This window comes from Cellulomonas fengjieae, from assembly GCF_018388465.1.
Taxonomy (GTDB): Bacteria; Actinomycetota; Actinomycetes; order Actinomycetales; family Cellulomonadaceae; genus Cellulomonas; species Cellulomonas fengjieae.
On sequence record NZ_CP074404.1, the window covers coordinates 1,002,623 to 1,020,739 of the forward strand.

Annotated in this window: 22 protein-coding genes; 11 read left to right on the forward strand and 11 right to left on the reverse strand. The window is 73.5% G+C overall.

Translation table 11 applies throughout. From position 1 onward, the window contains the following. Positions 1-2 precede the first annotated feature (2 nt). Positions 3-866, reverse strand: coding sequence for a 3-methyladenine DNA glycosylase (locus KG102_RS04615; protein ID WP_208289447.1), 864 nt, complete (start codon positions 864-866; stop codon positions 3-5). Between the two features lie 126 nt (positions 867-992). Between KG102_RS04615 and KG102_RS04620 the strand changes: the two genes are divergently transcribed. Both KG102_RS04620 and KG102_RS04625 read left to right on the forward strand, forming a co-directional pair. Beyond that, positions 993-1,547 (forward strand): RNA polymerase sigma factor, encoded by a 555-nt coding sequence (locus KG102_RS04620; RefSeq protein WP_208289446.1) that lies wholly within the window; start codon positions 993-995, stop codon positions 1,545-1,547. Continuing rightward, the gene (locus KG102_RS04625; RefSeq protein WP_208289445.1) at positions 1,537-2,838 is read left to right on the forward strand and encodes a hypothetical protein; all 1,302 of its coding nucleotides are present in this window, start codon (positions 1,537-1,539) and stop codon (positions 2,836-2,838) included. Before KG102_RS04620 ends, KG102_RS04625 begins: the two co-directional genes overlap by 11 nt. On the opposite strand, the gene KG102_RS04630 is transcribed toward KG102_RS04625, so the two are convergent. Then, entirely contained in the window at positions 2,835-3,899 is a 1,065-nt protein-coding gene (locus KG102_RS04630; RefSeq protein WP_208214589.1) for a heparan-alpha-glucosaminide N-acetyltransferase domain-containing protein, read from the reverse strand. The genes KG102_RS04625 and KG102_RS04630 overlap by 4 nt on opposite strands. A 92-nt stretch (positions 3,900-3,991) precedes the next feature. Between KG102_RS04630 and KG102_RS04635 the strand changes: the two genes are divergently transcribed. From KG102_RS04635 to KG102_RS04655, 5 genes are read left to right on the forward strand one after another with little or no spacing between them, the layout of a single operon-like run. Further along, positions 3,992-4,813, forward strand: a complete 822-nt coding sequence (locus tag KG102_RS04635) for a methyltransferase domain-containing protein (protein WP_208289444.1) — start codon at positions 3,992-3,994, stop codon at positions 4,811-4,813. Positions 4,814-4,827: 14 nt separating this feature from the next. Continuing rightward, positions 4,828-5,613 carry a fumarylacetoacetate hydrolase family protein gene (locus tag KG102_RS04640; RefSeq protein ID WP_208214587.1) on the forward strand — a complete coding sequence of 262 codons (786 nt, stop codon included), beginning with the start codon at positions 4,828-4,830 and terminating at the stop codon, positions 5,611-5,613. A 59-nt stretch (positions 5,614-5,672) separates the two neighbouring features. After that, positions 5,673-6,215: a dTDP-4-dehydrorhamnose 3,5-epimerase family protein gene (locus tag KG102_RS04645; RefSeq protein ID WP_249667474.1), complete on the forward strand. Its 543-nt coding sequence runs from the start codon at positions 5,673-5,675 to the stop codon at positions 6,213-6,215. Positions 6,216-6,239: 24 nt separating this feature from the next. After that, positions 6,240-7,727, forward strand: coding sequence for a glutamate--tRNA ligase (gltX, locus tag KG102_RS04650; protein WP_208214585.1), 1,488 nt, complete (start codon positions 6,240-6,242; stop codon positions 7,725-7,727). Next, on the forward strand, positions 7,724-8,455 hold the full coding sequence (locus tag KG102_RS04655; RefSeq protein WP_208289443.1) for an HAD family hydrolase: 732 nt from the start codon (positions 7,724-7,726) through the stop codon (positions 8,453-8,455). The genes gltX and KG102_RS04655 overlap by 4 nt, the downstream gene beginning before the upstream one ends. Positions 8,456-8,473: 18 nt before the next feature. Here KG102_RS04655 and KG102_RS04660 read toward each other — a convergent pair whose 3' ends face one another. From KG102_RS04660 to KG102_RS04685, 6 genes are read right to left on the reverse strand one after another with little or no spacing between them, the layout of a single operon-like run. Beyond that, positions 8,474-9,214 carry a class I SAM-dependent methyltransferase gene (locus tag KG102_RS04660; RefSeq protein WP_208289442.1) on the reverse strand — a complete coding sequence of 247 codons (741 nt, stop codon included), beginning with the start codon at positions 9,212-9,214 and terminating at the stop codon, positions 8,474-8,476. Between the two features lie 28 nt (positions 9,215-9,242). Further along, the gene (gene hisN / locus KG102_RS04665) at positions 9,243-10,046 is read right to left on the reverse strand and encodes a histidinol-phosphatase (RefSeq protein WP_208214582.1); all 804 of its coding nucleotides are present in this window, start codon (positions 10,044-10,046) and stop codon (positions 9,243-9,245) included. Positions 10,047-10,068: 22 nt separating this feature from the next. Further along, the gene (gene rsgA, locus KG102_RS04670; RefSeq protein ID WP_208214581.1) at positions 10,069-11,145 is read right to left on the reverse strand and encodes a ribosome small subunit-dependent GTPase A; all 1,077 of its coding nucleotides are present in this window, start codon (positions 11,143-11,145) and stop codon (positions 10,069-10,071) included. Next, positions 11,145-12,428, reverse strand: coding sequence for a 3-phosphoshikimate 1-carboxyvinyltransferase (gene aroA / locus KG102_RS04675; protein ID WP_208289441.1), 1,284 nt, complete (start codon positions 12,426-12,428; stop codon positions 11,145-11,147). The genes rsgA and aroA overlap by 1 nt, the downstream gene beginning before the upstream one ends. A gap of 43 nt (positions 12,429-12,471) precedes the next feature. Beyond that, a complete protein-coding gene (locus tag KG102_RS04680) occupies positions 12,472-12,987 on the reverse strand; it encodes a DoxX family membrane protein (RefSeq protein ID WP_208289440.1) in 516 nt (171 codons plus the stop codon). 14 nt (positions 12,988-13,001) lie between these two features. Beyond that, positions 13,002-13,547 carry a ferritin gene (locus tag KG102_RS04685; protein ID WP_208289439.1) on the reverse strand — a complete coding sequence of 182 codons (546 nt, stop codon included), beginning with the start codon at positions 13,545-13,547 and terminating at the stop codon, positions 13,002-13,004. Positions 13,548-13,721: 174 nt separating this feature from the next. Here KG102_RS04685 and KG102_RS04690 point away from each other — a divergent pair, with 174 nt between their 5' ends. Then, on the forward strand, positions 13,722-14,426 hold the full coding sequence (locus tag KG102_RS04690) for a sigma-70 family RNA polymerase sigma factor (protein ID WP_307802839.1): 705 nt from the start codon (positions 13,722-13,724) through the stop codon (positions 14,424-14,426). Continuing rightward, positions 14,423-14,719, forward strand: a complete 297-nt coding sequence (gene rsrA / locus KG102_RS04695) for a mycothiol system anti-sigma-R factor (protein WP_208214576.1) — start codon at positions 14,423-14,425, stop codon at positions 14,717-14,719. The genes KG102_RS04690 and rsrA overlap by 4 nt, the downstream gene beginning before the upstream one ends. Before the next feature lie 84 nt (positions 14,720-14,803). Here rsrA and KG102_RS19030 read toward each other — a convergent pair whose 3' ends face one another. After that, positions 14,804-14,878: a 50S ribosomal protein bL37 gene (locus tag KG102_RS19030; RefSeq protein ID WP_155859599.1), complete on the reverse strand. Its 75-nt coding sequence runs from the start codon at positions 14,876-14,878 to the stop codon at positions 14,804-14,806. Positions 14,879-14,996: 118 nt separating this feature from the next. Between KG102_RS19030 and KG102_RS04700 the strand changes: the two genes are divergently transcribed. Next, positions 14,997-16,085, forward strand: a complete 1,089-nt coding sequence (locus KG102_RS04700; protein ID WP_208289437.1) for a type IV pilus twitching motility protein PilT — start codon at positions 14,997-14,999, stop codon at positions 16,083-16,085. A gap of 43 nt (positions 16,086-16,128) precedes the next feature. Here KG102_RS04700 and KG102_RS04705 read toward each other — a convergent pair whose 3' ends face one another. Both KG102_RS04705 and KG102_RS04710 read right to left on the reverse strand, forming a co-directional pair. Continuing rightward, a complete protein-coding gene (locus tag KG102_RS04705) occupies positions 16,129-16,725 on the reverse strand; it encodes a GDSL-type esterase/lipase family protein (RefSeq protein ID WP_208214574.1) in 597 nt (198 codons plus the stop codon). A 136-nt stretch (positions 16,726-16,861) separates the two neighbouring features. Beyond that, entirely contained in the window at positions 16,862-17,032 is a 171-nt protein-coding gene (locus KG102_RS04710; protein ID WP_208289436.1) for a hypothetical protein, read from the reverse strand. 93 nt (positions 17,033-17,125) lie between these two features. On the opposite strand from KG102_RS04710, the gene KG102_RS04715 reads away from it, so the two are divergent. After that, positions 17,126-18,082, forward strand: a complete 957-nt coding sequence (locus tag KG102_RS04715) for a GlxA family transcriptional regulator (protein WP_208214572.1) — start codon at positions 17,126-17,128, stop codon at positions 18,080-18,082. The last annotated feature ends 35 nt before the right edge of the window (positions 18,083-18,117 follow it).

Consider the following 18,117-nt stretch of genomic DNA (forward strand, 5'->3'; position numbering starts at 1 on the left):
GGTCAGGCGAGCAACGCCTCGCACACCTCGACCAGCCGCGCCCGCAGGACGTTCCCGCGCTCGGCGAACGTGCGCTGCCGGGCCACGTACTGCGCCTTGCCCTCGGGCGTCTCGATGGCCACCGGGTCGAGGCCGTAGGTCGTCACGTCGTAGGGCGACGCCTGCATGTCGAGCGTGCGGATGTCGCGCGCCAGCTCGAAGCAGTCGAGCAGGAGCTCACCCGGGACCGCGGGGCCCAGCTTGGTGGCCCACTTGTAGACGTCCATGCCGGCGTGCAGGCAGCCGGGTTGCTCCATCGCGGTCATGGACTCCCGCGTCGGGCGCAGCGTGTTGCGCCCGACCGCCTCCGGGGTGAAGAACCGGTAGGCGTCGAAGTGCGTGCAGCGGATCTTGTGCTTCTCGACCACGGCGTCGGTCCCCGCGGCCCCGAGCCGCAGCGGCAGCGGGTGGCGGTGCTCGTCGCGCTCCCGGTAGACCATGGCCCACTCGTGCAGCCCGAAGCAGCCGGTCACCGGTGCGCGGCCCAGGGTCGCCGTCAGCAGGCCGTGGATGAAGCGGACCGCGTCGCCGCGGTCCGCGACGAACGCGTCGACGTCGAGCGCGACCGTCCCGTCGTCGGTCCGGTACCAGCGCCAGTCGGCGTGCGGTGCGGGGACCTCCAGCGCGACGCCGACGCCGGGGTGCCAGCGCCGCAGCGCCGCGGGCGTCACCGGGTAGTACTCGAACAGGAAGTCCTCGATCGCGTGCTTCTGCTGGCGGGACCGGCGCTCGCGGCGACCGGCGGTGAACGCGTCGGCGCGGTCGGCGTGCGCGTCCGCGAGCGACTGCCACGTCGTCGCGTCGAGCACAGGGACGGTCACGGGCATGCCCCCAGGGTAGGTGAGGCTGTCAGGCTGCCGGTGAGCTGATCCTCGCGTGGGGACCTCCACCCCAACGCAGCCGCGGGCGACAGACGTTGTGGGTGTAGGAGTCGCGAACAGGGAGCGTGGTGCGTGAGCAGACGGTGGGAGGACCTGCTGGAGCAGGTCGCGCGTGAGCGCTATCAGCGCCTGGTCGCGCACGCGACGCTGGTGTCGGCCTCGCCGTCCGATGCGCAGGACTTGGTCCAGGAGTCGTTGATCTCGGCGTTCTCGGGCCGAGCGCGGTTCGGGTCGGTGGAGCAGGCCGAGGCGTACGTGCGCCGGGCGATCGCGTCGCGGGCGGCCGATGCGGGGCGGCGCCGGACGCGCGAGGCGCGCCTCCTCGCCCGGGCGGCCACCCAGACCCCGCAGGCGGTGCTGCACGAGGACCTGCTGCCGGGCGCGGACGTGGTGCGGGCGCTGGCCACCCTGAGCCCGCGCGAGCGCGCGTGCGTGGTGCTGCGGCAGATGGAGGACCTGTCCGTCGTCGAGACGGCGTCCGTGCTCGGGCTGTCCGAGGGCGCGGTGAAGCGGTACACGTCGGACGGGCTCGCGCGGCTGAACAGCGCGCTGGGCAGCACCGGCGGTGCGGCGGAACGCATCCCCGTCACCCGGCTGAACCCGACGGAGGTGCGCCGTGAGCGATGACCTGCACGCCCTGCTGGCCCGGGCTGCCGAGCAGATCGAGGGCGCCGCGCCCGCGTTGGAGGGAGGGCGGCTGGGCGTGGTGCGGTCCGCGGCTCGTCGTCGTCGGGTGGTCCGGCGGGCCACGGAGTCGTTCGCCGCCGTCGGTGTGGTGGGGGCGCTGGGGGTGGGCCTGTGGTTCGGGCTGGGGCAGTCGGCGCCGGACCCGGTGGTGCCGGTCGAGACCCCGACGGTCACCCCGACGCCGACGCCGGAACCCAGCGCGACGCCGACGCCCACACCGACGCCGACCGGGCCACCGACGCGCGCGGACTCGATCGACGACGCGACCGTGGTCGCCAGGCTGAGCGCTCCGCGCACCGGGGAGGTCTGGACGACACCCGTGCGCGCGCCCGAGCAGGACGCTCTCCTGCCGTCGGACGACTTCCCGGGCTGGACCGTCTACCTGGTGGGCAGCCGCGCAGACGCGTCGATCTATCTCGGGGTGTCCCCGTGGTCGGGGCCGCAGTACGGCCCGGGTGCGGAGGCGTTGTTCGAGGTGGACGCATCGGGCGCGCGGCTGATCGCGTGCCCCAGCGCACGCACGGGCGACCCGTGCGTCGATCCCGACGGCGCCGTACCGATCGCGCGCGACGAAGCGACCTTCTACGACACGCTCACGCTTCCGGAGTCCCTCGACCTCGGGGGGTTCGTGGTCACGACGGCGGGCGCCCGCGAGCAGGCGAGCCCGCACTTCCTGGGGCGTGCCGTGCAGCTCGAGGGGCCGCCCTTCGAGATCCGCACCGTGCGCGCGCTCGGCTCGCTCGCCGTGGTGGAGCGCTCGGAACCCTCCGAGATCTCGGGCCTCATCAACCTCTCCTACGGGGTGCTGACTCCGTTCGGCTCCTTCGTGCAGCTGTTCCCAGGTGACGTCCCCGGGGGCGACTTCGGTGACATCACGTGGGACGACGGCGTCACCCGCGGCGAGGTCGACGAATGGACCAGTGGGCCCGGGTCAGGCAGCTGCTCGTGGTGGGCGTACTCGCGCGAGCAGCACCACGCCGCAGAGCAGTGGCGCGAGGGGGGCACGACGGCCGACGGCCGCCGGGTGTGGATCCCGGCCGCGGGTGGCAACCCGTTGTCACGCACCGTGCGGGCCTGGCACGAGGCGAGGGCCCAGGCCGCGGGGGAGGAGTACCCGTACCCGACCGACGACGCCTTCCTCCAGGCGAACGCCCTGTTCGCGATCCAGGGGCCGGGCGGCGAGTGGCTCGTCGGCGGGCGGGGCGACGCGCTGTCGTGGGCGTGTGCCTAGCGTGACGGTGCCTCCGTCGCGGTGGGCGGCTCCGTCGTCACCGTCGCGTCCGGGAGCCGGTCCGGTGCGATGTCCGCCGCCTTCGTCGACACCCGGTGCAGCACCCACTCGAACGGGCCGCGCCCGACCGAGACGGCCCACAACCAGCACAGCCCGACCGTGATGACGAGGAAGGCGAGCCACCCGGGGACCGTCGCGTCGTAGACCACGCCCCGGCCGAGCAGGGCGATCGCGACGATGTGCAGCGTGTACGCGGTGAGCGCGAGCGAGCCCACGGCGGCCAGGGGGGCGAGCGCACGGGGCCAGCGGGCGGCCACCGCGAGGGAGACGGCGAGCACCAGGGCCGCGACACCGACGTTGCCGACCACCTCGAACGTCGTCGACGAGTGCGGTTCGGCGGTCGCGAGGCCGTCCGGCCAGCGCAGGGTGTGCCGGGCGACCCAGGAGCCGCCGTGCCCGAGCACCACCAGGCCGGCGCCGACCGCGGCGCCGGCCGCCTGCAGCCTGCCGGAGCGCAGGTCGCTGCGGCCGATCGCCAGGCCCACCAGGACGTAGGCCATCCACACGATCGCGGGGTAGTAGTGCCCGACCGTGATCTCCGTGAGCAGCGTCGGCCTGCCGTCGAGGGCGGCGGCGAGCCACTGGCCGAGCGGCGGCCCGACGACGGCGACCACGCCGGCCGCCACGAGCAGGGCCGCGCGGGACCAGCGCAGGGCCACGCACCCCAGGGCGAACAGCAGCCCGTAGGTGGGCAGGATGACGGCGACCGGCGTCGCGAGCAGCACGAGCAGCGCCCCGAGGGCGAAGAGCAGCAGCGCGCGCACGAGGATGCGCATCCTCGCCTGGACGAGCCGGATGCCCGTCACGGGCCGGGTGCCGCCGGACAGCAGGGCCAGCGAGACACCCGCGAGCACGACGAACAGGGACGCGGGCCGACCGTCCGCGAGCTGGGCGAAGCCCCCCGGTGGCACGGGGCCGTGGTCGTCCGGGCCGACGTGCGCGGTCATCATCCCGAGTACCGCGAGCCCCCGGGCGACGTCGATCCCCACGATCCGGCGCATGCTCGGATCGTAGCGACCCGCGTGATCTCGCATGTCGAAACGGTTCGTTCCAATTGTTGAACTGCGAGCCTCTGAGGTGGTTACAGTGCGAGGTGAACTCCCCGACGCACCCCGACGTGTACACCCACGGGCACCACGAGTCCGTGCTGCGCTCGCACCGGTGGCGCACGGCCGAGAACTCGGCGGGGTACCTGCTGCCGGTCCTGGTGCCGGGGTCCAGCCTCCTCGACGTCGGCTGCGGTCCCGGCTCGGTGACCATCGACCTCGCGGCCCGGCTCGCGCCCGGTCGCGTCGTCGGCGTCGACACGTCCGCGGCCGTCGTCGAGATCGCACAGAAGGCGGCCGCAGACACGGGTGCCGCCAACGTGACGTTCCAGGTGGCCGACGCCTACGAGCTGCCGTTCCCCGACGACGCCTTCGACGTCGTGCACGCCCACCAGGTGCTCCAGCACCTCACCGACCCCGTGACCGCGCTGCGGGAGATGCGCCGCGTCACGCGCCCGGGGGGCGTTGTCGCGCTGCGCGACGCCGACTACTCCGGGATGACCTGGTACCCGCCGTCGACCGGTCTCGACGAGTGGCTCGCGCTCTACCACGAGGTCACGCAGGCCAACGGGGCGGAGGCGAACGCCGGTCGCAAGCTCCTCTCCTGGGTGCACGAGGCGGGGTTCGACCCCGCGGGCGTCGTGCCGGGTGCGGGCACCTGGTGCTACGCGACGCCCGAGGACCGCGCGTGGTGGGCGGGGCTGTGGGCGGACCGGTCCGTCGCGTCCGACTTCGCCCGGCAGGCGATCGCGCACGGTCTGGCCGACGAGGTCGGTCTGGAGCTGCTGGCCGACGCCTGGCGCGAGTGGGGCGACGAGCCCGACGGCTGGTTCGCGGTGCTGCACGGTGAGGTGCTCGCGCGCGCCTGAACTAGGGTGACGACGTGCGCATCGCGAGGTTCACCACCGGGGGAGATCCCCGCTACGCCCTGGTCGACGGAGCTCCCGGCTCGGAGGAGCTCGTGGTCATCACGGGTGACCCGCTCTACACGCCCGTGCAGCCCACCGGCGAGCAGATCAAGCTCGACGACGACAGCGTCCGGCTGCTGGCACCGGTCATCCCGCGCTCCAAGATCATCGGCGTGGGCCGCAACTACGCCGAGCACGCCGCCGAGATGGGCAACGAGATCCCGGTCGCTCCGCTGCTGTTCCTCAAGCCGAACACGTCGATCATCGGACCCGACGACCCGATCGTCCTGCCGGACTGGACCGAGCACGTCGAGCACGAGGCCGAGCTGGCCATCGTGATCGGCAAGGTCACCAAGGACGTCCCGCCGGACCGCGCCCTGGAGCACGTCTTCGGTTACACCGTGGCCAACGACGTCACCGCGCGCGACGCCCAGAAGGCCGACTCCCAGTGGGCGCGCGCCAAGGGGTTCGACGGCTCGTGCCCGATCGGCCCGTGGATCGTGCCCGGCCTGGACGTCGACGACCTCTACGTCCGCGCCCGCGTGAACGGCGAGACCAAGCAGGACGGCCGCACCTCGCAGATGATCTTCGACGCCGCCTACCTCGTCTCCTACGCGTCCGAGGCGTTCACGCTCCTGCCCGGCGACCTCATCCTCACCGGCACCCCGGCCGGCGTGAGCCCGATCGTGGACCGGGACATCGTCGAGGTCGAGGTCGAAGACATCGGCGTCCTGCGCAACCCGGTGCTGCGCCGCCACTGACCCCCGGCTCTGCCGGCCCGCCGAACGAAAAGAGAACCGTGGACATCGAGGGTGTCGCTGTGGAGACCACCGCGATCGAGGGCCTGCTCGTCTTCCGACTGAAGCAGGTCGAGGACCCGCGGGGGACCGTGCGCGAGTTCTACCGCGCCTCGCAGTGGCAGCACGACGAGCTGGCGTCCCGGGTCGACGGCCCGTGGGCCCAGGTGAACATCACCGAGAGTCGGCGCGGTGCCATCCGCGGGCTGCACGGCGAGGCCATGAACAAGCTCGTCGGCATCGTCTCGGGCAGCGCGCTGGGCGCCTACCTGGACGCGCGGGAGGACTCGCCGACCTACGGGACGGTGCACACCGTCGCCCTGGAGAAGGGCACGCAGGTCTTCGTGCCCAAGGGCGTCTGCAACGGCTTCCAGTCGCTGTCCGACGAGACGCAGTACCTCTACTGCTTCGACACGGAGTGGCGCCCGGGGATGCCGGGGACCGCCTTCAACCCGCTGAGCCCGGACCTCGGGATCGAGTGGCCCGTGCCCGTGGACGTCGAGGACCCGGCGCAGGTCTCGGTCAAGGACCGCAGCGCCACCGTCTGGACCGCGGCGAAGGCGTGACCCCGCGCCAGTAACCTGGGGTCTGTGACTTCCTCCGCCGTACGCGTCCGCTTCTGCCCCTCGCCCACCGGGACGCCGCACGTCGGCCTCATCCGCACGGCGCTGTTCAACTGGGCGTACGCCCGCCACACGGGCGGCACGTTCGTGTTCCGCATCGAGGACACGGACGCGGCGCGCGACTCGCAGGAGTCCTACCTCCAGCTGCTGGACGCGCTGCGCTGGCTCGGCCTGGACTGGGACGAGGGCGTCGAGGTGGGCGGGCCGCACGAGCCCTACCGGCAGTCGCAGCGGATGGACCTGTACGCCGACGTCGTCCGGCGGCTGGTCGAGGGCGGGTACGCCTACGAGTCGTTCTCCACGCCCGACGAGATCGAGGCACGCCACAAGGCCGCCGGGCGGGACCCGAAGCTCGGCTACGACGGCGCCGACCGCGACCTGACCGACGAGCAGAAGGCGGCGTTCCGCGCCGACGGCCGCGAGCCGGTCCTGCGCCTGCGGATGCCGGACGAGGACATCACGTTCACGGACCTGGTCCGCGGCGAGGTGACGTTCCGCGCCGGTTCGGTGCCGGACTTCGTCATCGTGCGCGCCAACGGTCAGCCGCTCTACACGCTGGTCAACCCGGTCGACGACGCCCTCATGGGCATCACGCACGTGCTGCGCGGCGAGGACCTGCTCTCCTCGACGCCGCGGCAGATCGCGCTCTACCAGGCGCTGCTCGCGATCGGCGTCGGCTCGGTCGTCCCCGTCTTCGGGCACCTGCCGTCCGTGCTGGGCGAGGGCAACAAGAAGCTGTCCAAGCGGGACCCCGAGTCGAACCTGTTCCTGCACCGCGACCGCGGCTTCACGCCCGAGGGCCTGCTCAACTACCTGGCGCTGCTGGGCTGGTCGATCGGGCCGGACCGCGACATCTTCTCGATGGAGGAGATGGTGGCCGCGTTCGACGCCGCCGACGTGAACCCCAACCCGGCGCGCTTCGACGTCAAGAAGGCGGAGGCCATCAACTCCGCGCACGTGCGCCTGCTCGCGCCGGACGACTTCCGCGACCGGCTCGTGCCGTACCTGCACCGCGGGGGTGTGGTCCCGGCGGACTCGTACGCCGACCTGGCCCCGCAGCACCAGCGGCTGCTCGACGCCGGGGCGCCGCTGATCCAGGAGCGCATCACGCTGCTGGGCGAGGCCGTCGACATGCTCGGGTTCCTGTTCGTGGCGGACGACGAGCTCCAGGTCGCCGACGACGCCCGCGGTGCCCTGCGCGAGGAGTCCGGGTCGGTCCTGGACGCCGCCGCGGCCGCGCTCGAGAACCTCACCGAGTTCACGACGGCGACCACCCAGGAGGCCCTGCAGGCGGCCCTGGTCGAGGGCCTCGGCCTCAAGCCGCGGTTCGCGTTCACCCCGCTGCGGGTGGCCGTGAGCGGGCGCCGGATCTCGCCGCCCCTGTTCGAGTCGATGGAGATCCTGGGCAAGCAGTCCACGCTCGCGCGGATCGCCGCGCTGCGCGCCTCGCTGTGAGGCGGGTCGACGGCGTCCTGTTCGACATCGACGACACCCTCGTCGACACGCTGGGCGCCTTCCGGCACGCGCTGGCGGGGGTGGCCCGCCGCTACCTGCCGGGCCTGCCGGAGGAACGCCACGGCGAGCTCCTGGCGGTGTGGCGGGCCGACGCCGGGGGGCACTACGCGGCCTACACCCGCGGCGAGGTCGGGTTCGCCGAGCAGCGCATGACGCGCGCCAACGAGCTGCACGCGCTGTTCGGCGGCGCGCCCCTGGACGAGGACGCGTACGCGCGGTGGGCGGACGAGTTCGACGAGGACTTCTCGGGGGCGTGGGCGGCGCACCCCGACGCGGGAGCGCTCGTCGACCGGCTGCTCGCTGCGGGCCTCGCCGTCGGTGCGCTGTCGAACGCCGACGTGGCCAAGCAGACGGAGAAGCTCGAGCGAACCGCCCTGCTCGACCGTGTGCCGATGCTCGTCGGCATCGACACCCTGGGGTTCGGCAAGCCCGACCCGCGGGTGTTCCTGGAGGCGTGCCGACGGCTGGGCACGGCCCCCGAGCGGACCGCGTACGTGGGTGACGAGCTGGACGTCGACGCCGTGGCCGCCCGGAAGGCCGGCCTGCTGGGCATCTGGGTGGACCGGCCGGGCGCGCGGCGCACGCCGCTCACGGACGACGAGATCGCGGCGGCCGACGTGGTCGTGATCGAGTCGCTCGGTCAGCTCCCGGACGTGCTGGGCCTCTGACGACGCCCTCGGCGGGGCTCAGCGCAGCCGCGCCCGGTAGCACTCCGTGCGGTAGGGCACGTCGACCCACTCACGCCCGCGCAGGTCGGGGTGGGTGGCGACGAGCTCGTCGACCGCGTCGAGCAGCGCGTCCCGCTCGTCGGGTGGCAGCAGGATCAGGTGGCTGCGGCTCGCCGCGAGGCCGCGCAGCTGGTCCGTGCGCAGCCGCTGGGTCCAGCGGAAGGTCGCGTGCTCGGTGGGCGTGAACGCGTCCCCGAGCACCGGGTCGCGGTAGCTGGTATCGAGGCTGTCGCCCCGGTGCACGATCTCCGTCCACCGCGCGACCCAGTCCGTCGCCTCGTCGCGGACGTTCCAGATCGGGGCCACCTGACCCCCGGGCCGCAGCACCCGCGCGATCTCGGCGGCGGCCGCCGCCGGGTCCACCCAGTGCCAGGCCTGCGCGATGGTCACGGCGTCCACGGACGCGTCCGGCAGGCCCGTGCGCTCCGCCGTCCCGGGCCGGACGTCGACCGAGGGGTGTGCCGCGCCCAGCTCGGCCCGCATCGCGTCCGACGGCTCGACGGCGACGACGTGCCAGCCCAGCGCGACCAGCCGCCCGGTGAGCTTGCCGGTCCCGGCGCCCAGGTCGAGGACGTCACGCGCGTCCGCGGGCACCGCCCAGCGCACGGCCTCGTCCGGGTAGCCGGGACGGGTGGCCTGGTAGACGGCCGCCGCCTGGTCGAACGAGGCGGCGCGGTCGGCCCGGTCGTCGGTGCTCATGGCACCGATCGTGCCGCGACCGGCCGGGTCACGCCTCCGGCAGCGGGTCCAGGTACTCGAGCGCCGCCGCGTGCAGCCGGCCGTTGGACACCAGCGCCGAGCCGCCGAAGGGGCCGGGGACGCCCCGGATCGAGGTGAACATCCCGCCGGCCTCCGTGACGATCGGCACGAGCGCCGCCATGTCGTGCAGGGCGAGCTCCGGCTCGGCCGACAGGTCCACCGCCCCCTCGGCGACGAGCACGTGCGACCAGAAGTCGCCGTAGGCGCGGGTCCGCCAGGTGCGCCTGGTCAGGCCGAGGAACGCGTCGAGCTGTCCGCGCTCCTCCCACCCGCTCAGCGAGGAGTAGGACAGGGACGCGTCCTCGAGGCGGTCGACGCCGGACACCCGCAGCTGGCTCGCGGCCGCGAGCGACTTGCCGGTCCACGCGCCGTTGCCCTGTGCGGCCCACCACCGCCTGCCGAGGGCCGGCGCGCTGACCAGGCCGACCACCACCTGGTCACCGTCCAGGAGCCCGATGAGCGTGGCCCAGACCGGGACCCCCCGCACGAAGTTCTTGGTCCCGTCGATCGGGTCGATGACCCAACGGCGCGGCCCGTGGCCCGTGTCGCCCAGCTCCTCGCCGTGCACCGCGTCGCGCGGCCGCGCCCGGGACAGCTGGCCCCGGACGATCTCCTCGGCGGTCTTGTCGGCGTCGGAGACCGGCGTCAGGTCCGGCTTCGTCTCGACCCGCAGGTCCTGCGACTTGAACCGGGACATGGTCAGCGAGTCGACCTGGTCCGCGATCACGTGGGCGAGGCGCAGGTCGTCGTCGTACCCAGGTCGCAGGCTCATGCCGACACGGTAGTGGGTCGCGTCACGGACGAGCGGGCTCCCGGCTGTCCGGCTCCCCGGAGCCGAGCCGGCTGGCCAGGAGCCGGCGGAACGACTCGACCCGCGCGGTGCGTGCGGCCTGCGTCGTCTCGTCGGGGGAGCCGGCCACCCACTCGTCGAGCGCGCAGTCGGGGGCGTCGGCGGCGTGCGTGCACCCGCGCGGGCACGCCTGCGCCACCTCGGCCAGGTCCGCGAACGCACCCAGCAGGTGCTGCGGGTCCACGTGCGCGAGCCCGAACGACCGCACGCCGGGGGTGTCGATGACCCACGTCGGCGCGGACGTGCCCGGCACGCGCAGCGCCACCGCCGAGCTCGACGTGTGCCGACCTCGACCGGTCACGTCGTTGACGATGCCCACCGCGCGGTAGGTGCCGGGCACCAGCGCGTTCACCAGCGTGGACTTGCCGACGCCCGAGTGCCCGACCAGCACCGACGTCTTGCCGTCCAGCGCGGCACGCAGGTCCTCGAGACCGTGGACGATCCGACCGCCCTCGGACTTCTCCGCGCTGGTGACCACCACCTCGACCCCGATCGGCGCGTACATGCCCACCAGCTCCGCCGGGTCCGCCAGGTCCGCCTTGGTGAGGGCGAGCAGGGCGTCCATGCGGGCGTCGTAGGCGGCGGCGACGCAGCGGTCGATCATCCGGGTCCGCGGCTCGGGGTCGGCCAGGGCGGTGACGATCACGAGCTGGTCGGCGTTGGCGACGATGATCCGCTCGACGGGATCGGTGTCGTCGGCGGTCCGCCGCAGCACGGTCCGGCGCTCCGCGATGCGCACGATCCGCGACAGGGAGCCGTCGTCGCCGGAGGTGTCACCGACGATGTCGACGCGGTCGCCCGGGACCACCCGGTTGCGGCCCAGCTCGCGGGCCTTCATCGCGACGGCGACCCGCTCGTCGGGCCCGTCGGGGTCGACGAGGATCGAGTACCGCCCGCGGTCCACCGCGGTGACCAGCGCCGTCTCGGCATCGGCGTGCTCCGGGCGCTGCTTGGTCCGGGGACGGGACCCCCGCCCGGGGCGGATCCGCACGTCCCGCTCGTCGTAGCGACGGTTCACCATCAGACCGGCACGGCCGATCCGGCCAGCATGCCGTCCCAGAGCCCCACGAAGCCCGGGAGCGTCTTGGCGGTGGTCGCGACGTCCTCCACCTCGACGCCCGGCACGCGCAGGCCGATGAGCGCGCCCGCGGTGGCCATCCGGTGGTCCTCGTACGTGTGCCACGTGCCCGCGGACAGCGGGCGCGGCGTGATGACCAGGCCGTCCGCCGTCTGCTCAGCCTGACCGCCCAGCCGCGTGATCTCCGCCGCGAGCGCCGCCAGCCGGTCGGTCTCGTGACCGCGCAGGTGGGCGATGCCGCGCAGCCGCGTGGGGGAGTCGGCCAGCGTGGCCAGGGCCGCGATCGTCGGCGCGACCTCGCCCGCGGCGTGCAGGTCGAGGTCGACGCCGTGGATGCGCCCGGTCCCGGTCGCGCTCAGCACGTCGCCGTCCAGCCGCGTCGAGCCGCCCATGCGCTCCAGGATGCCCGGCAGGAGCCCGCCGGGCTGCGTCGTGCTCGTCGGCCAGCCCGGCACGCGCACCGTGCCGCCGGCCACGAGGGCCGCGCACAGGAACGGGGCGGCGTTCGACAGGTCGGGCTCCACGCGCACGTCACGACCGGTGATCGGGCCCGGGGACACCTGCCAGATGGCGGGGCGCGAGTCGTCGACCACGACGCCCGCCTCGCGCAGCAGCGCGACGGTCATCTCGATGTGGGGCAGGCTCGGCAGCGTCCGGCCGGTGTGCCGCAGGGTCAGCCCGCGCTCGAACCGGGCGGCGGCGAGCAGCAGCCCCGAGACGAACTGGCTCGACTCCGACGCGTCCACGTCGACCTGTCCGCCACCCACCGAGCCGCGACCGTGCACGGTGAAGGGCAGGTGCCCGACGCGGCCGTGCTCGTCGACCCGGACACCGAGGGTGCGCAGCGCCGCCACGACCGGTCCCATCGGCCGCGTGCGCGCCGCGTCGTCGCCGTCGAACCGCACCGGACCGTCGGCGAGCGCGGCGACGGCGGGCAGGAACCGCATGACGGTCCCGGCCAGGCCGCAGTCGACGTCGGCGCCGCCGGCGACGGGGCCGGGCGTGACCACCCAGTCGCCGCCGTCGTCGTCGATCCGCGCACCCAGCGAGGTCAGCGCGGCCGCCATCAGGAGCGTGTCGCGCGAGCGCAGCGCTCCGCGCAGGCGTCCGGGGGCTTCGGCGAGCGCGGCCAGCACGAGGTACCGGTTGGTGAGCGACTTCGATCCGGGCACGTCCACCAGGGCGTCGAGCGGGCCACCGGCGAGCGGTGCGGTCCAGAGGTCCATGGCACCCAGGCTAGTGCGGTGCCGCGGACCCCCGGCGGACGTCTCAGTCCGACGCCGCCTTGGCGGCTGCGTGCTCGCTGCGCGCCTTCTGGAGGCGCCAGCTGATCCCGGGGCGTCCCTCGAGGTCCACGCCGGCGATCAGGGCGCCGCCGGTGAAGGCCAGCGCCCGCACGAACCGGTCCCGCCGGGCCTTGCGCACGGCGGGGTCCTCGGTGCGCAGTCGCTTGGTCGGCAGGTTCGTCAGGATCAGCGGGACGGTCAGCGCGGCGAGTGCCAGGGCGGCGGTCCGCGGCGCCTTGCCGACGGCGAGCAGGACGCCCGCCCCGGCGAGGGCGGCCCCGTGCGCCTGCACGATCGAGGTCAGCTGACGCTCGGTGAGCTCGCGGCCCAGCGCCTGGCCGGCGGGACCTTGACGGGCGGGCTCCGGCAGCCGGGAGCGCAGTGTGGTCAGCGACGCACGGGCCTCGGCGGCGTGCGCGGCGGGATGCCGGACGACGTCGAGTCCTTCCGTGACGAACCACGAGGCGAACAGGGGTCGGGCGAGACGACGCAACAGCACGGAAGCTCCTCCTCCTACAGGGCGCCGCCGGCGGCGGACGGCGCGTCGGCGGACTCGCCACCGTCGCCGATCTGCTCGCGGGCGACGTAGTTCTCGAGGTCGAACAGGTTGTCGCCGGCACGGGTGGCGACGGTGAGCAGGGTGGTGGCCGAGGCGACCTCCTCCACCTGCTCCTTGAGGAACCACAGCAGGAACTGCTCGCCCAGGGCGTCACCCTCGGCCCGCGCGGCCGCGAAGATCGCCTCGATCTGCGCGGTCACCTGCTTCTCCTGCCGCAGGGCCAGGCCGATGGGCTCGGTGACCTGGGAGAAGTCGTTGCGCACGGCGCTGCCGGCGGGGATCTCGACACGCAGGTCCCGGTCGAGCAGGTACTGCACGATCATCAGCGCGTGGTTGCGCTCCTCGATCGCCTGCCGGTAGTAGTGCCGGGCCAGCTGGGGCAGGTCCTGGCCGTCGAACCACACCGCGATCGCCACGTACTGCTGGTGGGCGTCGAACTCGTGGCCGATCTGCTCGCGCAGGAGGCGCAGGAACGTGGAGTCGTCGGTGCCGCTGGTCATGGCGCCAACCTAGTGCGCGCTCGGCGCGTCCGCGACGGAGGGAATGGCTCGCGCCCGCGCGCCGTTGATCCACTCATGAGCTGTGCTACCGCGACTCCACCTGCGACGTCGTCCGCGACGGGGTGGGCGATCGGCATCCCCGTGGACACTCTTCCGCCCGGGCGGCCCGCGCAGATGCAGGCGAATCGGGTGAACCTCGCGTGGCCGGCGCCGGTCGGTGGTCCCCAGCCCGCGGGGCTAGGCTCGACAGCGATGAGCGAGGACACGAACCGGGCCCCCGAGTCCGAGGACGACGGGGCACGGACCGAGAGGTTCGAGGCCGAGGCGCTGGTCTACCTGGACCAGCTCTACGGCGCTGCCATGCGGATGACGCGCAACCCCGCGGATGCCGAGGACCTGGTCCAGGAGACGTTCGCCAAGGCGTTCGCCGCGTTCCACCAGTACCGTCCGGGCACCAACCTCAAGGCGTGGCTGTACCGCATCCTCACCAACACGTACATCAACTCGTACCGCAAGAAGCAGCGCGAGCCGCAGCAGTCCCGGTCCGAGGAGATCGAGGACTGGCAGCTGGCGCGTGCTGAGTCGCACACGTCGAGGGGCCTGCGTTCCGCCGAGGCAGAGGCGCTCGACCACCTCCCGGACTCCGACGTGAAGGACGCGCTGCAGCGCCTGCCCGAGGAGTTCCGGATCGCGGTGTACCTCGCGGACGTCGAGGGCTTCGCGTACAAGGAGATCGCCGAGATCATGGGGACGCCGATCGGGACGGTGATGTCCCGGCTGCACCGCGGTCGCGCACAGCTGCGCGAGCTGCTGTCGGACTACGCGCGCGGGCGGGGCCTGGTCGCGGTGGCCCCCACCGCACCGGAGGGCGAACGATGACCGACTGGCGAGAGGCCGCTGACGAGTCCGAGCTGCCCGTGCCGGGCAACTGCGACAACACGTGCAAGGACGCGCTCGACCGGTTGTGGGAGTACCTCGACGCCGAGCTGGGCCCGCTCGACGCGGCGACCGTCCGGGCGCACCTGACGGAGTGCGACGGGTGCCTGGAGGAGTACGACGTCGACCTCGTCGTGAAGACCCTGGTGCGCCGCGGGTGCCAGGAGGCGGCTCCGCCGAGCCTGCGCCTGCGCATCCACGAGCAGCTGACGGTCATGCGCGTCACCCAGGACTGAGCCACCCCACGGACGAACGAAGGCCCGGAGCAGCAGCTGCTGCTCCGGGCCTTCGTACTGCGCGGGCTACCGCTCGCCGAACGCTCAGGCGTTGGGACGGTTGCCGTGGTTCGCGGCGCTGCCCTTGCGGGAACGGCGCTTGCGGCCTCGCTTGCTCATGGGATCTTCCTTCGTCGACGTTCCGGGGACGGCGCCCGTGCTGCGCGCCGGACTCGCCCCATCGTCCCACACCTCCCGCGTCCTCAAGTGCACGGGCCGCGCGTCCGATATCCAGTGCGTGAGTCAGCCGACGCAGTCCGTCATCCCGTTCCTGCACGCCCTCGCGAGCACGGGCGGCTCCGACCTGCACTGCAAGGTCGGCTCCGCGCCACGGGTCCGCGTCGACGGCCGACTACGCAAGCTGCAGGTCCCGGACCTCAAGCCCGCGGATACCGAGCGCATGCTCGAGGAGGTCCTCCCCGACGAGCTCGTGGAGCCGTTCCGCCAGAACCACGAGGCCGACTTCGCGTTCTCCGTGTCCGGGGTGGGCCGGTTCCGCGTCAACGCCTACCAGGCGCGCGGCACGTACGGCCTGGTCTTCCGTCGGGTCGCGGTCGGCGCCCAGTCGCTGGCCGAGCTCGCGCTCCCGGAGGTCATCGGCGAGCTGGCCCTGGAGCCGCGCGGTCTGGTGCTCGTGACGGGTCCCACCGGCTCGGGCAAGACCACGACGCTGGCCTCGATGCTGGACCTCGTCAACACGCTGCGCGAGGTCAACATCGTGACGATCGAGGACCCGATCGAGATCCTGCACCAGGACAAGAAGTCGATCGTCTCCCAGCGCGAGGTGCGCCAGGACACCGCCGACTTCACGGTCGCCCTGCGGGCCGCGATGCGGCAGGACCCCGACGTGATCCTGGTCGGCGAGATGCGCGACGTGGAGACCGTCCGGGCGGCCCTGTCCGCGGCCGAGACCGGCCACCTCGTGCTGTCCACGCTGCACACGATCGACGCGGCGGAGAGCATCAACCGGATCATCGACTTCTTCCCGCCGCACGAGCAGAAGCAGGTCCGCATCGCGCTGGCCCAGACCTTGCGCGGCATCGTGTCCCAGCGCCTCGTCCGGCTCGCCGACGGCACCGGCCGCCGCCCTGCCGTCGAGGTCATGGTCAACACGGGCCGCACCCGGGACGCGATCCTGGAGCCGGCCGACTCGCCGCCGCTGATCGACCTGATCCGGGAGGGGGACTTCTACAAGATGCAGACGTTCGACCAGCACCTGTTCGAGCTGGTCCGGGACGACGTCATCACCTACGAGGAGGCGCTCGCCGTCTCCACCAGCCCGCACGACCTCACGGTCGACCTGCGGCAGGCGGGCCTGGTGTCCTGACGCTCGGCGCCCGGCCCGCGACCCTCCGTCGCTGCGCGGGCGGTCAGGAGTCGTCGGGCAGGCCGAGCCAGGTGTGCCACCCGGTGTGCAGCACCAGCCAGGCCATCAGCCCGTAGCCCGCCTGGCCGGGCAGGACGCCGTCGCCGGCGGCGAGGTCGCCCAGCCACTGGTCGTGGGCGGCCAGTGGCGTGTAGGTGTCCACGAACGGCACCCGGCGACGGGTCGCGACGTCCGCGAACGCGGCGGACAGGTCGGCCAGCGTGTCGGCGTCGGCCGTGCCGCCGGGCGGAGGGCCGACCACGAACGTGGGGATCCGGCGCTGCTCGGCGACGTCGAGGATGTTGGCCAGGTTGAGCCGGCTACGGGCCAGGGACAGACCGGCGGCGACGTCGGCGCGACCCAGCGCGACGACGAGGCGGTTGTCGGCCTCGGGGGACAGGCGGCGCGAGACCTCGTCGTCCCACCGTGCGCCCAGCGCGGTGGTGGTCTCGCCCGGCACGGCGAGCGTCAGGACGGTCAACGGGTCCGGCGTCGGTGTCCGGGCGGCCACGCGGCCCACCCAGCCGAGCGCCTTGGGGTCGCCTGCGCCGGCCACGAGCTCGTCGCCGACCACCGCCAGCCGCAGCGGCAGCTCTCCCACGTGTGTCACCTCTCGCCGTCCGACCCGTCCCACGACGGCCGTCGCGGGACAGTCTCTCAGGAGGTGCGGGCGACCGCGGGCTCATCGGCGGGCCTGTCGGCTCGCCGGGCGTGCGTGCGACGGCGGGGGCGGCGGGTCAGGCGCTGCCGAAGGGGCGGCTGGGCAGGTTCGAGACGGAGTCGGACCAGTCGAGGTGGGACGCGGGCGGTCGTGCGGTGCCCAGGCCGTCGCGGCGCACCGTGACGACCAGACGGGCGACCAGCCACGCCGCGGTGGCGAGTGCGAGGACGATCCAGAAGGTGGTCATGGCAGAAAGTCTGCGACCCACAAGAAGATGCCACGAGTGGCAGTAGTGACGGTGACCGTTGACATTCCGCCAAGCGCTCGGGATGCTGGCTCGATGCTCCGTACCGTCGCGGCCATCGCCCTGCCCAACGTCGCACCGTTCGAGCTGGGTGTCGCCTGCGAGGTGTTCGGCATCGACCGGCGCGACACCGGCGGCCCCGTCTTCGACTTCACGGTCTGCGGCATCGAGCCGGGCGTCGTGCCGACGAAGGGCGCCGGCTACTCCGTGACGGTCGACCACGGGCTCGAGGCGACCAGGGACGTCGACCTGGTGATCGTCCCGGCGTACGGCGAGGCGGACTCCGCGCCCGAGCCGGTGCTCGAGGCCCTGCGGGACGCGCACGCCCGCGGCGCCTGGGTGCTGAGCATCTGCAGCGGCTCGTTCGCGCTCGGGTACGCGGGCCTCCTGGACGGCCGCCGGTGCACGACCCACTGGATGTACACCGACGAGCTGGCCCGGCGGTTCCCGCAGGCCCGGGTCAACCCCGCCGTCCTCTACGTCGACGACGACCGAGTGATCACGAGCGCCGGCACGGCGGCCGGCATCGACGCGTGCCTGCACCTCGTCCGTCGCGAGCTCGGTGCCGCTGCGGCGTCGGCCGTCGCGCGCCGGATGGTCGTGCCCCCGCACCGCGACGGCGGCCAGGCCCAGTTCGTCGACACCCCGCTGCCGTGCGACGCGGACACCCTGGCCCCCCTGCTCGCCTGGATGGTGGAGAACCTCGAGGAGGAGCTGAGCGTGCCGGAGCTCGCCGCGCGGGCGTTCGTGTCCGAGCGGACGTTCGCCCGCCGGTTCCGCGCCGAGACCGGCACGACGCCCGCGGCGTGGGTGACCCGGCAGCGCGTGGCCCGCGCCCAGGAGATGCTCGAGCGGTCCGACGCGGGCATCGAGGAGATCGCGCGGCTGTGCGGCTTCGGCACCGCGGCGGTGCTGCGCCACCACTTCGCACGCACGCTCGGCACCAGCCCGCAGGCGTACCGGCGCGCCTTCGCCCCCGCCCCCGTCTCCTGACACGGCGAGAGCCGCACCCCGGGCGGGATGCGGCT